At 42.7% G+C, this 14,331-nt stretch carries 11 protein-coding genes and 1 pseudogene; 6 read left to right on the top strand and 6 right to left on the bottom strand.

What is annotated here, in order from left to right; genetic code table 11:
• Positions 1 to 41: 41 nt before the first annotated feature.
• A complete protein-coding gene (locus AB4128_RS05295; RefSeq protein WP_055023588.1) occupies positions 42 to 782 on the bottom strand; it encodes a fumarate reductase cytochrome b subunit in 741 nt (246 codons plus the stop codon).
• Between the two features lie 381 nt (positions 783 to 1,163).
• Here AB4128_RS05295 and prmA point away from each other — a divergent pair, with 381 nt between their 5' ends.
• The 3 genes from prmA (at position 1,164) to fis (ending at position 3,514) form a co-directional block, all read left to right on the top strand.
• Positions 1,164 to 2,045, top strand: a complete 882-nt coding sequence (prmA, locus tag AB4128_RS05290) for a 50S ribosomal protein L11 methyltransferase (RefSeq protein ID WP_055023589.1) — start codon at positions 1,164 to 1,166, stop codon at positions 2,043 to 2,045.
• A gap of 173 nt (positions 2,046 to 2,218) precedes the next feature.
• A complete protein-coding gene (dusB, locus tag AB4128_RS05285; RefSeq protein WP_372037191.1) occupies positions 2,219 to 3,187 on the top strand; it encodes a tRNA dihydrouridine synthase DusB in 969 nt (322 codons plus the stop codon).
• An 18-nt stretch (positions 3,188 to 3,205) separates the two neighbouring features.
• Positions 3,206 to 3,514, top strand: coding sequence for a DNA-binding transcriptional regulator Fis (gene fis, locus AB4128_RS05280; RefSeq protein ID WP_055023591.1), 309 nt, complete (start codon positions 3,206 to 3,208; stop codon positions 3,512 to 3,514).
• A gap of 91 nt (positions 3,515 to 3,605) precedes the next feature.
• Here the strand turns inward: fis and AB4128_RS05275 are convergent, their stop codons facing one another.
• Both AB4128_RS05275 and AB4128_RS05270 read right to left on the bottom strand, forming a co-directional pair.
• Positions 3,606 to 4,349, bottom strand: coding sequence for a PepSY domain-containing protein (locus AB4128_RS05275; RefSeq protein WP_372037190.1), 744 nt, complete (start codon positions 4,347 to 4,349; stop codon positions 3,606 to 3,608).
• Positions 4,349 to 5,083 (bottom strand): peptidase, encoded by a 735-nt coding sequence (locus tag AB4128_RS05270; RefSeq protein ID WP_372037189.1) that lies wholly within the window; start codon positions 5,081 to 5,083, stop codon positions 4,349 to 4,351. The genes AB4128_RS05275 and AB4128_RS05270 overlap by 1 nt, the downstream gene beginning before the upstream one ends.
• Before the next feature lie 253 nt (positions 5,084 to 5,336).
• On the opposite strand from AB4128_RS05270, the gene AB4128_RS05265 reads away from it, so the two are divergent.
• From AB4128_RS05265 to AB4128_RS05255, 3 genes and pseudogenes are all read left to right on the top strand, one after another.
• Positions 5,337 to 6,476, top strand: coding sequence for a Kelch repeat-containing protein (locus tag AB4128_RS05265; RefSeq protein ID WP_372037188.1), 1,140 nt, complete (start codon positions 5,337 to 5,339; stop codon positions 6,474 to 6,476).
• A gap of 111 nt (positions 6,477 to 6,587) precedes the next feature.
• Positions 6,588 to 7,103 (top strand): annotated as a pseudogene (locus tag AB4128_RS05260) (hemerythrin domain-containing protein); the annotation flags it as partial.
• A gap of 307 nt (positions 7,104 to 7,410) precedes the next feature.
• Positions 7,411 to 8,598, top strand: a complete 1,188-nt coding sequence (locus tag AB4128_RS05255; protein WP_372037187.1) for an alkane 1-monooxygenase — start codon at positions 7,411 to 7,413, stop codon at positions 8,596 to 8,598.
• Between the two features lie 121 nt (positions 8,599 to 8,719).
• Here the strand turns inward: AB4128_RS05255 and AB4128_RS05250 are convergent, their stop codons facing one another.
• From AB4128_RS05250 to AB4128_RS05240, 3 genes are read right to left on the bottom strand one after another with little or no spacing between them, the layout of a single operon-like run.
• Positions 8,720 to 11,833: an efflux RND transporter permease subunit gene (locus tag AB4128_RS05250; protein ID WP_372037186.1), complete on the bottom strand. Its 3,114-nt coding sequence runs from the start codon at positions 11,831 to 11,833 to the stop codon at positions 8,720 to 8,722.
• Positions 11,834 to 11,845: 12 nt separating this feature from the next.
• Positions 11,846 to 12,931 carry an efflux RND transporter periplasmic adaptor subunit gene (locus tag AB4128_RS05245; protein WP_372037185.1) on the bottom strand — a complete coding sequence of 362 codons (1,086 nt, stop codon included), beginning with the start codon at positions 12,929 to 12,931 and terminating at the stop codon, positions 11,846 to 11,848.
• Positions 12,932 to 12,933: 2 nt separating this feature from the next.
• On the bottom strand, positions 12,934 to 14,265 hold the full coding sequence (locus AB4128_RS05240; protein ID WP_372037184.1) for a TolC family protein: 1,332 nt from the start codon (positions 14,263 to 14,265) through the stop codon (positions 12,934 to 12,936).
• Between the last annotated feature and the right edge of the window lie 66 nt (positions 14,266 to 14,331).

The following is a 14,331-nucleotide window of genomic DNA, read 5'->3' as shown; positions in this document are numbered from 1 at the left end:
TAATGGCATATGTGACTCATTAACCTAAAACTCTTAAGCTTCTAGCTCGGCACAAAAGGAGTCACTGGTAACTCCAACGATTGACCAATCACGATGTAAGTCATCAAACTTGCGATACCAATAATCATCAAGTAAATCACCATAAACTTGGCAAGTTTTAACGCTGCCATACGTTTAGTGGTAATGCCCCACTTAACGGCAACACGGTATAAGCCGAACATGGCATGAATCACAACGGCAGGAAGCAGTAATACATACAGCATCCACACATCTTGGTGGTAAACACGTTCTGCTGATAAATGCGGACCAATCGCAGGGTTAGTGATCATATCGTAGAGATGAACTGGCGCGAGGAAGAATAATAAGAAGCCAGTGATCAGCTGCCAGAACCAAATTTTAGTATCTTGGTGCGGCATAATGGTCATTTGGCTGCGTAGTGCTCGCCATTGTTGAATTTGCGCAGGAAAGCGGCGCAAGGCAAATGCAGCATGAATAATCACCACAATTAACATGAAGGCAGAGATAAATTTGGTTAGTACTGGGAAGCCATGTCCAGTTTCACTGAATATTCCCCCCTCTAGAAAGTGACCCACATGATAAAACGCCTCTTTACTGATTAGGATGCTCGACTCAAAATGCAAATGCATAATGATAAAGAAGCCCAATAGTAATCCAGTGGCACTTTGTAATTTATCCGCTCTGGCAGCCCAAATGGGGTTCAAGTACCCTTTTGACGATACGTCATGTATTTTTTGATTTTGTGTTTGTGATGAAGCTGTCATAGTTCTCATGCCTGTTAATGACATATTGCTGGTGATTTCAGCTTATCAGTTATCACTATTTCTCCTTGTGCTAGAAAATTAAATCGTGATCAAGCTCACCCTGCATTCACCGTCTTTTAGAAGTTGATCACAGTCACAGATTGTTCAAATTTAAGAACTCAAAATTTACCTTATGTTTCATAAATTTATCGTGACATTCAAACAAACGGATGAATATGATGATTTCATCATGGATATTAATAGCTTAAAGATTAACCAGTAGCAAAAGGTGTGAAAATGGCCCTTTCAATGCAATTGAGCAATATTTCACTATCAAATGCTGCTGTTTTACCCGCCAAGCAGGTACAATAGGCCATTAAATTATTCTCATAGGAAAACTCCATGCCTTGGATTCAACTTCGCATTAGTACTCACAGCGACCATGCCGACGCGCTTGGCGACCTCTTAATGGAGCAAGGTTCTGTATCAATTACCTATGAAGATGGTAAAGACACACCGATATTCGAACCCAAATTAGGCGAAACACCACTTTGGCAAGACACTATCGTGATTGCCCTGTTTGATGCTGGCACCGACTTAGCTCCGACAGTGAGCTTTTTAGAAACCCTGCCTTATCTAGGCAAAGGGTTTACACATAAAATCGAACAGATTGAAGATAAAGATTGGGTTCGTGAATGGATGGACAGCTTTCACCCGATTAAATTTGGTAACCGCTTATGGATCTGCCCAAGCTGGCGTGATATTCCTGAGCCTGATGCTGTTAACGTTATTCTTGATCCAGGTCTTGCCTTCGGAACAGGTACCCACCCAACCACAGCATTATGTTTAGAGTGGTTAGATAGCTTAGATTTATCTGATAAAGAAGTGATCGATTTTGGTTGTGGCTCAGGTATTTTAGCCATTGCAGCACTAAAACTTGGCGCTAAAACAGTTACTGGTGTCGATATTGATTATCAAGCGATTGATGCATCAACTGCCAATGCAGAACGTAACGGCGTTGCAGATAAATTAGCGCTATATTTACCAGAGAACCAACCTGACAATCTGCAAGCTGATATCTTGGTTGCTAACATTCTTGCGGGTCCTTTACGTGAATTAGCGCCTTTAATTGCAGAAAAGGTTAAAACAGGCGGTAAATTAGCCCTATCTGGCCTCCTACAAGAGCAAGCAGAAGAAATATCACAATTTTACAGTCAATGGTTCATCATGGATGAAGCGGCTCACAAAGAAGACTGGAGCCGCTTGACAGGTACACGTAAATAACGGTAAAGGCAGTACACCCCTTATGGCAGCTAGATCTCTGCCAAAAGGGGCTATTACGACTCCCCAACTAAAAGTCAAGAAAAAAAGTTACATTTAGTTCATTTATTGACCTTTTCAGCAGCGCAAAAAAGGGCTAATATAGCGCCCCTTTGACGAGCAAGGTGATTAACTCAATGCAAATTGGCCCTTATCAACTGAGCAATCAGCTGATCGTGGCACCAATGGCAGGTGTCACCGATCGCGCTTTTAGAAACCTCTGTTTACGCTATGGCGCAGGCCTAGCAGTATCAGAAATGCTTTCATCGAATCCTGATGTTTGGGATACCGATAAAAGCCGCCAGCGCATGATGCATTCTGGTGAAGAAGGTATTCGCTCAGTACAAATTGCAGGTGCAGATCCTGATTTAATGGCAAATGCCGCCCAGTTCAACGTTGAACAAGGTGCGCATATCATTGATATCAATATGGGCTGTCCGGCAAAAAAAGTGAATAAGAAGCTTGCAGGCTCGGCATTAATGCAAGATCCCCAGCTAGTGAAAGAGATTTTACAGGCTGTTGTTAGTGCAGTTGATGTCCCTGTAACACTTAAGATCCGCACAGGTTGGCAACCTGAACATCGTAATGGTGTTGAAATTGCCCACATTGCTGAAAATTGTGGTATTGCATCGCTCGCCGTTCACGGTAGAACGAGACAATGCATGTATAAAGGCTTTGCCGAGTACGACACGATTAAAGCAATAAAACAAAATGTCTCAATCCCTGTTGTTGCTAACGGAGATATCGACAGTCCTGAAAAAGCTAAGTTTGTCTTAGATTACACAGGCGCCGATGCTTTGATGGTAGGACGAGGAGCCCAAGGCAGACCGTGGATTTTTAGAGAAATTCACCACTACTTGGAAACAGGTAAAAAATTACCGCCAGTTGAGGCGAGCGAGCAACGAGAAATCATGCTCGAACACCTGAACAAATTGTACGAATTGTACGGCGAATACAAAGGTGTCCGATTTGCGAGAAAGCATATGGGATGGTACCTAAACCAAGAAGAACAGCGACAATTCCGTGCTGACTTCAATAGGCTTGAAACCGCTGAACAGCAATATTCCCTTGTGGAATGTTACTTTGATGAATTAGTAAATTTTTAATATAAAGAGCAGAATAGAATGTTTGATCAGACAACTACTAACACAGAAGTTCACCAGCTAACCGTAGGTAAGATTGAAACCGCTAACGGTACAATCAAGCCACAACTATTACGTGACGCAGTAAAGCGTGCAGTAACAAACTTCTTCTCTCAGTTAGACGGTCAAGAAGCGTCTGAAGTATATGAAATGGTTTTAAGCGAAGTTGAAGCACCATTACTAGACATCATCATGCAACACACTCGTGGTAACCAAACACGTGCTGCGAACATGTTAGGTATCAACCGTGGTACTTTACGTAAGAAATTAAAAAAATACGGCATGAACTAAGAAGCGATTCTTAAGTTTGCTGCATTTAAAAAGGCTAATCAGAGATGATTAGCCTTTTTTGTTTTCCATGTTTTACCTACTGCTCGACGAATTAAGTAATCTTAAATCGATACCGCTTCATCACCATATTTTCAATCACCCAATACAAACCTGTAAGCGATAAAGTCAGCATCATTAACCCAAATAGCCAACTAAAAGGATTATTAAAACTGCCTTGGTGCAAGTAGTCCATAAAGTGCAATTTAAACATTAAGTCAGCGAGTTCAGTCTGATCATTTTTATGGCCAACAACTCGGCCATTAATCGCGTTAACATAAATTTGTGTACTCACATCGTCATCAATACTGACTTGCCATAATGGATTACATTCTTTGGGCCATTCATCAAAAGGCGCAGTCATTTTTTGCGTTTGTATAACCTTACCGTGACCTGTGTAGGTATGCTTGGCTAACTGCTCAGCAAGATGCGCGTCAATCATCATTTTTTCGCCGCTCAACGCATCGATGAGAGTTTGCTGTTGGCAGTCATGTGGATAACGCTGCACTTGTTCATCTAACACATATACGGCTCGCTGATTCAAAGTAATCAGACTTACCTGCTCTACAGATTTTACTCTTGCCAATATTGAGGCTAACGGCAAGAGTTCGTTAACGCTAAATGACTGCTTTTCTAATTGTGGTGCCGTTTTAAAGTACAACTTACCTTTAAGCGATTCATGGGGCGTGATGTTGAAATAAATACCTGTACCCAACCAAATGAGCAACTGCACACCGACGATCACTCCTAACCAATAATGACCGACTCGTAACCAACGTTTGAGCGCTTTCCCTTTCATTAGCAATACCTCTTTCGGCGTTGCCAAAGTAAAACACACCCTGCAAAAACGGCGATAAATGAGCCTATTGCACTGTAAAACAATAATGCATTATCAATCGCTTCCCCTTCGTCATAATCCATAATGTGCCATTTCCAAAACAGGTCAAACCAACGCCAATATTCATGACGTTTTGTCACCACATCGCCTGTCTGTGCTGATATATACAATGTCGTTTTGGCCATATCATCAAACACCACCTGCCAAACAGGTAAATGCCTTGAAGCTAGCTCAGCTGGAGCTTGATCTACTAATAACTTAGCCGCAGCAATGCTGGCTGAAGGTGAAACAGCATTATTATGCTGAAAAGACTGAGCTATCTTTGTTGCCTGCTCATGGGTTATTGCATCGAGTTGCGTACCCGATTGGGCACTAACCAATACGGTTTTTTCAGTTAGCGTCACGTGATAAACAGCTTGTTGAAGCAATGATTTCACGCTGATGCTTTTAGCGTCAGGGAAGTCTTGATAGAGCTTGGAAATAGGGTAAGACACTGATAGTGGGTTAATTTTATCTGATTTTTCCACGGCAATATGATCGCTTCGGATAAAGCCAATATCCATCAACACGAAATAGCTGCCCGTAAAACCCCAAATCACAATTGGGATAGCCAATATTAACATTAACCAGCGATGGATAAATTGAGCCGAGGTCACTTTACTTACGACACTTCGAGAGTTTTTTTTATGATTCAAAATAACAATTTGCCTGTGTTTTGCGGTGTTTTATATGATTTTTATATTGGCCGTAAACGCTAGCTATATTTACATCGGCACTGATATTAGTAAAAACTAACTTACCGTAAAAACGTCACTCTCGCAGCATTTAAATCGCTCAAGATAAACATAATAAATCATGCCATTAACGCTACATTCACTGCAGTTTGGTTACCCCATGGGTGAGCAAATATGGTTAAATATCCACAATAAAAAATCAAAAGGATTGATAATGAGCCGATTAATTCAACTCGGTGCGATAGCAATGACGACAATTTCAGCCATGTGCGCTGCGCCATTAGCTTATGCGAGTTACCCACAATTACCTGAAGGCGTGTCTAATAATGCCGTAGCTAAGGTCTCCACCATTAAAGGGGATTACCTTATTAGCTTTACTGGGTTAGCAGCAGAAAAAGACTACCAAGCGGTTCATAATAAAGTGTGGGGCGTTAATCTTTCGACCTCAGACTCCCAATGGCAAGCATTAAAACCTGTGCCATTTGTTGCGCCGTTAGCAGGTCGCCTCGCATCAATTGCTGTCGGTATTGATGAAAAAGCTTATGTATTTGGTGGCTACACAGTTGCTAAAAACCATGAAGAGATCAGCACTGTCGATAATTATCAGTTCGATATATTAACCAATCACTACCAGCGAATTGCTGACATGCCAGTAGCTGTTGATGACACTGCTGCCAGCGTTTATCAGCAGCGTTATATCTACTTATTTGGTGGCTGGCATAACGACGGCAATGTTAATTTGGTTCAAGTTTACGACACTAAAACAGATACGTGGGAGCAAGCAAGTCCTATCCCAGCTCCTGCCGTATTTGGTCAAGCTGTCGCCATGAGTGGCAATAAAATCGTGTTATGTGATGGTGTAAAAGTGCAGGCAAATATCGGTAAACGCCGCAACTATCAGTCATCGCCAGTGTGCTTGTTTGGTAAAGTGAATCCAGAAAATCATTTAAGAATAAGCTGGCAATTATTGCCGCATTATTCGATCAGTGAACAGGCTGCCAAGCTTAATAAAGCACCAACAGCCACTGCACATTACCGTATGGCTGCCACAGGAATCAGTGATTCATCTGAAGGGCAAGCAATCTTTATGGCTGGCAGTAATAACCCATACAATTACAGCGGCATCGGCTATAACGGCGACCCGAGCGCCCCTCATAATGTTCAATACACATTTGATTTTAAATCTATGCAATGGTTAACGCCTGTAACGCTTAATGTACCCAGCATGGATCATCGTGGCTTAATTTGTCACCATGATCAGTTGCTTCGCATCGGTGGCATGCTTGAGCAGCAACAAGTCAGTAAACAGGTTTTAGTGAGCCCACTAATAAATGGGCAAAAGTGTACTCAGTAAGAGATACTCGCCTTTAAATTATGTGATCCAACTAACAATTACTCATCAATATGATTGCCCAACCAAAAGACGCATTTAAAATACAGGTATTAACTTATTGCATCTTTTGGAGCAACCATGCCTTCCACTCGCTTTGAGCAATTACAAGCTTTGCCTATTCCTGCTTTAATTGACCATTTAGAAGCAACGCATCACCAATACGTGCGTGAAACAGCGCCGCTGCTAGTTGAATACTCGCAAAAAATGGTGCAAGCCCATGGCGAAGATTATGCAGAGATTAAACCATTAGCCATGCTAATTGGTGCGCTGATTGCTGATTTGATGCCGCATTTAATGAAAGAAGAACAGATTTTATTCCCTGCGATGAGAAGACTCGCTGCTGGCGAAGAAGTGAATGGTTGCTTTGGCCATATTGGTAATCCAATTAATGCCATGGAGCATGAACATGATCATGCAGGCAGTGTTTTACAACAGTTACGCGAACTCACCAATAACTACCAAGTTCCTGATGGAGCATGTAGCACTTGGCAAAAATGCTACCAAACCTTGGCTGAATTTGATGCTGATTTACAGGTACATATTCATACTGAAAATGAATTACTGTTTCCAAAAGCACTCGCAATCTAAACCTTAACCCGATTGTTAAGTAAAAAGTTTCATCAGGTCCTTGGCTCTCGCTCCCCCAGCAGAGCCATTTTTTTGCTTTTATACTAATGCCATTCAGCAACTCCAGCGTAATTTGATTGCTCAAGGCGTTATAACAGCTTTGACTAACGCGCTATAACCGCAAAATATGCCTGTCACCACAGCCAAAACCTCACGGTTTATCTTCAAAGCAATGTGTGCTTAACTAATAAACAGTATGGTTAACAGTTAAACAGCTTATTTAAGCGATAGGCCATGCTTATTGTAATAATGGTTCTGGAGAGTCAGCATGGAAAAAGCTGGGGTATTTATTGCCACAGACGGCACAACATACGTAGACAAAAAACGTCACTTTTGGTGGCTGTCATTATTGATCCCCACTATTGCTGTCGCAGGGCCTTTGCTATATCAAACCTATCAGCAAGAAATTTTTCTATGGTTGTTTTTTGCAGTGGTCTATATGTTGTTTCCCTTAATTGATTATGTCATGGGAGAAGACACCAGCAATCCACCTGAATCAGTTATTCCTGAACTCGAATCCGACCCATTTTACGCTCGAATTACACGGTTAAATGTGTTTGTCGTACTGGCAACATTCATCTATTGTGCTTGGTTTGTTGCCAATTATTCCCTTAGTTATTCCGGATACTTAGCCGTTGCCTTGTTGGCAGGCAGCATTGGTGGGCATGGGTTAAACATTGGCCATGAACTCGGACATAAACGTAAAAATATAGACAAATGGTTGGCCAAGATTGTGTTGGCTCCAGCAGCTTACGGTCATTTTTTTATTGAGCATAATCGTGGTCATCATAAACATGTGGCCACACCAGAAGATCCCGCCTCAGCTCAAATGGGAGAGAGCATCTATCGATTTGCACTGCGAGAGCTCCCTGGCGCCATCATGCGTGCTCACCAAATCGAAAAGTTACGGCTCAACAAGGCAGGAAAATCCTCCTTGAGTTTACACAATGAGTTTTGGCAGGCCATGCTATTAACATTTTCGCTATTTATTGGTTTGGTGATCTGGTTAGGTGTATCAGTCATTCCCTATCTGCTCATTTGCGCTTTTTGGTCTATGTGGCAGTTAACCTCGGCAAATTATATTGAGCATTATGGCCTATTAAGACGTACGCTACCCAATGGTCGTTATGAGCCTCCGCAGCCTCATCATAGTTGGAACAGTAATCATATTTTCTCCAACTGGGCACTGTTTCATTTACAACGTCATTCTGATCACCACGCCAATGCAACACGCAGTTACCAATCATTACGACATTTCGATGACTTACCGACACTGCCAAGCGGCTACTTTGGTATGTATGGTCTGGCTTATATTCCTTGGTTGTGGTTTAAAGTGATGGATATACGACTATTAGCAACCACTGGTGGCGATGCAAGTAAAATCAATATGCTTGCCAGTAAACGGCAACATCTCATTGAAAAATATAAGATGGTGATACAACATCCTACTGATTAACTGTCAATGCATTGAATTAAAGCAGCTTGCAATGCGGGCAAAGCTAAACCGTTAATATGAAGACTTATCGAAAAGCCCAGCAATCGCTGGGCTTTGTCATGTGTAAATACACTTAATCACTTCACTCTTTAGTTCTACCATGTATCCATTGATACAAAGCAGGTAAAACAAACAAGGTAAGAATAGTCGATGAAATAATACCGCCAATAACCACTGTCGCAAGCGGACGTTGCACTTCCGCACCGGTACCAATATTCAGCGCCATCGGCACAAAGCCCAGTCCGGCAACCAATGCTGTCATTAACACAGGCCTTAGTCTTATCAAAGCACCATCAACAATTGCATTTAATAGTTCGCCTTTTTCTTGGTGAAGTTGACGGATAAAGCTCAGTAATACCAATCCATTAAGTACAGCCACACCCGATAAAGCAATAAAGCCTACACCTGCAGAAACAGACAATGGCATGTCTCTTATCCACAATGAAATGACCCCACCAGTTAATGCCAGCGGAATACCGGTAAAAATAATCAACGCATCTTTGACAGAGCTAAACGCCATAACTAATAAACCTAAGATAATAGCTAAGGTCAAAGGCACCACAATTGATAATCGTTGACTGGCTGATTCAAGCTGTTCAAACGTTCCACCATATTCAAGCCAATAACCTGCTGGAATATCCACTTGTTCGGCAATGTCTCTCTTGGCTTCAGCGACAAAAGATCCCAGATCGCGCCCACGAACATTTGCAGTAACCACAATGCGGCGTTTACCATTTTCGCGACTGATCTGATTTGGCGATGGCGCAATAGATAAACTTGCGACTTCCGATAAAGGAACAAACTCACCAGATGGCATCACTATTGGTAAATTGTGTAAGTGCTCGACATCTTTACGGATATTTTCAGGCAATCGAGTCACTATTTTGAAACGGCGATCGCCTTCAAAAATCAATCCGATCTCATCTCCGCCAATCGCTGTCGCCACAAAATTTTGCAATGCTTGTACTGATAAACCGTATTGAGCAAGCGCCATTCGGTCAGGTTGAATCGACAACATTGGCAAGCCTGTCACTTGCTCGACTTGTAAATCCGTCACACCGTCTATCTTCTCTAACACTTCATGAATGTCATTAGCTGAAGTTAATAACTGCTGTAAGTCATCACCCACCACTTTAATCCCCAAATCGGCACGCACGCCTGATATGAGCTCATTAAATCGCATCTCAATGGGTTGAGTTAGCTCAAAATTATTACCTGGTTGCCCCGAAACAGACTCCACAATATCAGCCGCTAACATTTCATGGCTCATTTTAGGATCAGGCCATTCATTACGAGGTTTTAGCATGATGAAAGTGTCGGCAATATTGGGCGGCATAGGATCATTCGCCACCTCAGGCGTTCCTATTTTAGAGAACACGTTTAAGACTTCTGGAAAGTGCTTAATACGATCTTCCAATAGTAATTGCATCTCCACAGATTGCTCTAAACCAGTACCTGGAATACGAATAGCCTGCAGCAATATATCCTCTTCATTAAGCTGTGGAATAAACTCTGAGCCTAACGTCGTCGCCAGCCAAATAGAGAAGGCCACAAGAGTTAGTGATGCACTTAATACCAACCAACGTAATTTCATCGCAAGCAAAAGGAGTGGCTTATAAACCGATTTACTTAATGCCATTACTCGGCTTTCTTTTTCGTTGATTTTACCCGTCATGAACAAAGCAACAGCCGCTGGCACTAGGGTTAACGATAAAACCAATGCCGCCAATAACGCCATAACAACCGTAGCAGCCATAGGGTGGAACATTTTTCCTTCCACGCCCGTTAAACTAAATAGCGGGATATACACCACAGTGATAATCAATACACCAAATAAGCTTGGACGAATCACTTCGTTAGTGGCTTCGTATACCAGTTGCAACCTTTGTTTACGTGCTAACACCTGCCCGCCATTTTGCGCCTGAGCTTGACCTAAACGGCGTGTGGCATTTTCTACAATAATCACTGCACCATCGACAATAAGGCCAAAATCTAACGCCCCTAAACTCATTAAGTTTGCCGAAACACCTGCTTGTACCATGCCTGTCATCGTTGCCAGCATTGCCAATGGAATAACTGCAGCTGTGATTAATGCAGCCCTAGCGTTACCAAGTAGGATGAATAGCACCACAATGACGAGCAATGCGCCTTCAACGAGGTTTTTCTGTACTGTATGGACTGCTTTATCAACTAAGGTCGTGCGGTCATAGACCGCTGCTACTTTAATCCCTTCAGGTAATGACGCCTTGATATCCTCAAGCTTACTTGCCACCGCCAAAGACACTTGACGGGAGTTTTCCCCCACCAGCATCATTGCACTACCTAGTACTGTTTCTTTACCATCACGTGTTGCAGCGCCCGTTCTCAGCGCTTTACCGATACCAACATCGGCAACATCACTAATAAACACTGGCGCATTATCAATATGCTTAACAACAACTTGTTCAATATCATTAATCGAAGCAAGTTGCGCCGCTGAACGAACTGTCAGCTGCTGCCCTTCTCGCTCAATAAAACCTGCACCACGGTTACTGTTATTGGTTTCAATGGCTAATTTAATATCAGCAAAAGCGATGCCATAAGACAGCATCTTCATTGGGTGCGGTGTAATATGATATTCCTTGTCAAAACCACCGATGGTATTAATTTCTGTCACACCAGAAACTTGGGCTAATTGCGGTTTGATGATCCAATCTTGGATCTCTCGTAGCGCAGTCGCATCATATTCACGGCCATTGGCTTGCTGTGCGTCAGGTAAGGCTTCAATGGTATACATGAAAATCTCGCCAAGGCCGGTAGTAATTGGCCCCATTTCTGGCTCGATATCACTAGGCAATTTTCCTTTAATTGCATTTAATCGTTCACTAATAAGGTTACGGGCAAAATATAGATCCGTGCCCTCATCAAATACCACTGTCACTTGTGATAAACCATATCTCGACAGTGAGCGGGTATAGGCAAGATTCGGTATGCCCATTAAGGCATTTTCAATCGGATAAGTGATTCTTTGCTCGGTTTCTTGCGGTGAATAACCTTCTGCTCGGGTACTGATTTGCACCTGCACATTGGTAATATCAGGCACCGCGTCAATCGGCAATTTTTGATAACTCCAAAGCCCCACTGCAACTAGCAGCAGCGCTAAAAACATCATCATCCAGCGTCGGCTAATAGCAAGACGCAAAACAGATTCAATCATTTGCATCTCCTTTTAGTGAACGTGGCCAGCACTAGACTTTTCAAGATCGGCTTTTAATAAAAAGCTTTTTTCGACCGCATACTCTTCACCTTCTGCTATACCAGATAACAGCTCTGTCTTCTGACTGTCTTTTTTACCTAATGTTACGATGCGTTTTTCAAAGCCTTCTTCATTTCTGACAAAAACAACCTGCTGACCTTCCATAATTTGTATGGCGCGATTATCAATGGCTAACGCGACGTTGTGCTTACTCAGGGTCACTTCACCCGATAATAAGGCACCAACAGTCCAGTGTCCTTCAGTGTTATCAAGTGGCACACGCGCACGTAAATACGCCTTGTTACCCATTGGATTTAACAAGTATTGAATGGTTGAAGTCGTCCGTAATTGCTCAAAGTTCACACTGAGTTTTTGCCCAACAGCAACTCGGTTTTTTTGACCATGAAAGACTTGGAACTCTCCCCATAGTTGGCTGCTATCGACAATGCTCACTAATGCTTTATCACTTACCATTTCGCCGACATTGCCGTGACGACTTACTACGAGACCACTAATTGGCGCAGTAATCCCATAGCGTTTCAAACTCGCATTAGACTCAATTTCAGCAATCTTTTGCCCTGCTTTTACTTTATCGCCCACCTCGACAGTTAACTTGGTAATTAAGCCCGCAAATCGTGCACTGACATGACTCACATTTTGCTCTGGTAATACAGTGCGGCCATATAAAGTAAGTACTTTTTTGATTTCACCCTCCTGAGCTGAATCAGTCATAATCCCAGAAATGGCCATTTGCTCAGCACTTATGTGCACTTGCCCTTCTTCATGCTCATCATGGCCGTGCTCATCTTCGTGACCATGTTCATCTTTGTGACCATGTTCATCTTTGTGACCATGTTCATCTTTGTGGCCATGGCTGTCTTTATGTCCTTCTTGATGATCATGTTCATCTTGATGTAACTCGTTATGGCCATGATTGGATTCTGAATGTTGTTCTTCATGCTGATGCTCAGTAGACGCCTGGACTGATACTGACAATACTAACGCCATCAATACCGCTAGACTGCGAGCGAATAAGTGATTAGAAATACTGTGGTTCATGGTTAAAATCCTTGGAAATCACGGAAAAAGGAATGCTGAGATGCGGGTAAGGGTTCGGCAATTAATTGCTCAATATCAACACCAAACCGTAAAGCTGATGCCGCAGCATCTATCATTGCTCGTCGTGAAAACAATAATTCCTCTCTTGCAGTTAAATAATCAAGGTAACTGTAGAGCCCCTGCTCGTAAGCGACTTGCGTATCTTCTAAGGCCAAAGTTAAGGTAGGGATAATGCGGGTTTGTAAGCGGTTAACCGTCATAATAGCTTGCTTGCGGCTGGCATAAGCGCGATACAGCTGAGCATACAATTCTCGCAAAGCGATATCTCGATTAATCAGTACCTCATCTTTTGCGGCTTGCGCTGCTATTACAGCTCCGGTATTTCGATCGCCACTGAACAAAGGCACACTAAACCCTGCTGATAGAGCCGTATCATTCGTTTGTTGCATTTGTTTAACGCCAACAGACCAACTGACATCCGTGCTAGATTGCGACTGAGCAAAACGCAACTCAGCTTGTTTCAATTGCGCCTGAGTTAAATACGCCTCAATCGCGGGGCTGTATTTCACTTTTTCAAATAACGGCGTTAATGCCACGTCATCGGTAAACTCAAATAAACTGCCTTCGAGGCTGGCATAATTCACCTGAGATTCACCCCACATCATACTGAGTGCTAACTTAGCGTACTCAAGTTGATGCAACTGTGTTTCGGCAACTAATTGGTTATTAAACACAGCGGCTTGCGCTCGTTTCACTTCAGCATCTGGCGTCAAACCTGTTTGAGCTCTAAGCTCAACAACGGTTAATGTTTCTTCTGCCAGTGCAAGTGCATCGTCAGCAAGTTGTAATCTTGATTGCGCAGCTAACACATCAATGTAGCGACGCGTTGCTTCAGCAAGAATACCTAAGCCTGCAATTTTCTGTTCGGCATCAAGTAAGGCATGTTTTTTAGTCACTATGTCTGAACGCGCATCCAGTTTATCGCCTAGCTCGATGACAGACGATAAGGACACTGTCATTTCAGCACTCTCGATACCTTGGAATTCGCCTGTTCCAGCGACATTCTCAAGTTCGAAACCTAACTCGAGCCCTGGTGCTAACGCCTGAGTTTGCGCTTCACCATCTAATGCTTGTTGTCTAAATTGAAAAACCTTCAGCGAAGGATGCTGTAATTGAACTCGCTCTATTACGGTTTGTAACGTCAATTTTTCAGGTGCTGCACTCGGTTCAGCATAGACTGTTACGGGTAATAACACCGACAAGCCAAGTAAGCTGCAACACAAAATAGGAAACAGCACAGCACGCTGTTTAAAGCGACTTGTATTATAAAACATCAAAGATAAGCCTCGATTTAATACAAAAGATAACCCTAGCTGAGTGTTCCTAAGTCATAGGAAAAC

Origin of the sequence: Shewanella sp. 10N.286.52.A9 (genome assembly GCF_041468985.1) — a bacterium.
Lineage (GTDB): Bacteria > Pseudomonadota > Gammaproteobacteria > Enterobacterales > Shewanellaceae > Shewanella > Shewanella japonica.
The sequence above is the reverse complement of the archived record's forward strand: the minus strand, read 5'-3'. Positions and strand labels throughout refer to the sequence as shown.

Excerpts from the sequence above, each read along its gene's own strand:
- AB4128_RS05295 (WP_055023588.1), bottom strand. The coding sequence starts at position 782 with ATGACAGCTTCATCACAAACACAAAATCAAAAAATACATGACGTATCG.
- prmA (WP_055023589.1), top strand. The coding sequence starts at position 1,164 with ATGCCTTGGATTCAACTTCGCATTAGTACTCACAGCGACCATGCCGAC.
- dusB (WP_372037191.1), top strand. The coding sequence starts at position 2,219 with ATGCAAATTGGCCCTTATCAACTGAGCAATCAGCTGATCGTGGCACCA.
- fis (WP_055023591.1), top strand. The coding sequence starts at position 3,206 with ATGTTTGATCAGACAACTACTAACACAGAAGTTCACCAGCTAACCGTA.
- AB4128_RS05275 (WP_372037190.1), bottom strand. The coding sequence starts at position 4,349 with ATGAAAGGGAAAGCGCTCAAACGTTGGTTACGAGTCGGTCATTATTGG.
- AB4128_RS05265 (WP_372037188.1), top strand. The coding sequence starts at position 5,337 with ATGAGCCGATTAATTCAACTCGGTGCGATAGCAATGACGACAATTTCA.
- AB4128_RS05255 (WP_372037187.1), top strand. The coding sequence starts at position 7,411 with ATGGAAAAAGCTGGGGTATTTATTGCCACAGACGGCACAACATACGTA.
- AB4128_RS05250 (WP_372037186.1), bottom strand. The coding sequence starts at position 11,833 with ATGATTGAATCTGTTTTGCGTCTTGCTATTAGCCGACGCTGGATGATG.
- AB4128_RS05245 (WP_372037185.1), bottom strand. The coding sequence starts at position 12,931 with ATGAACCACAGTATTTCTAATCACTTATTCGCTCGCAGTCTAGCGGTA.
- AB4128_RS05240 (WP_372037184.1), bottom strand. The coding sequence starts at position 14,265 with ATGTTTTATAATACAAGTCGCTTTAAACAGCGTGCTGTGCTGTTTCCT.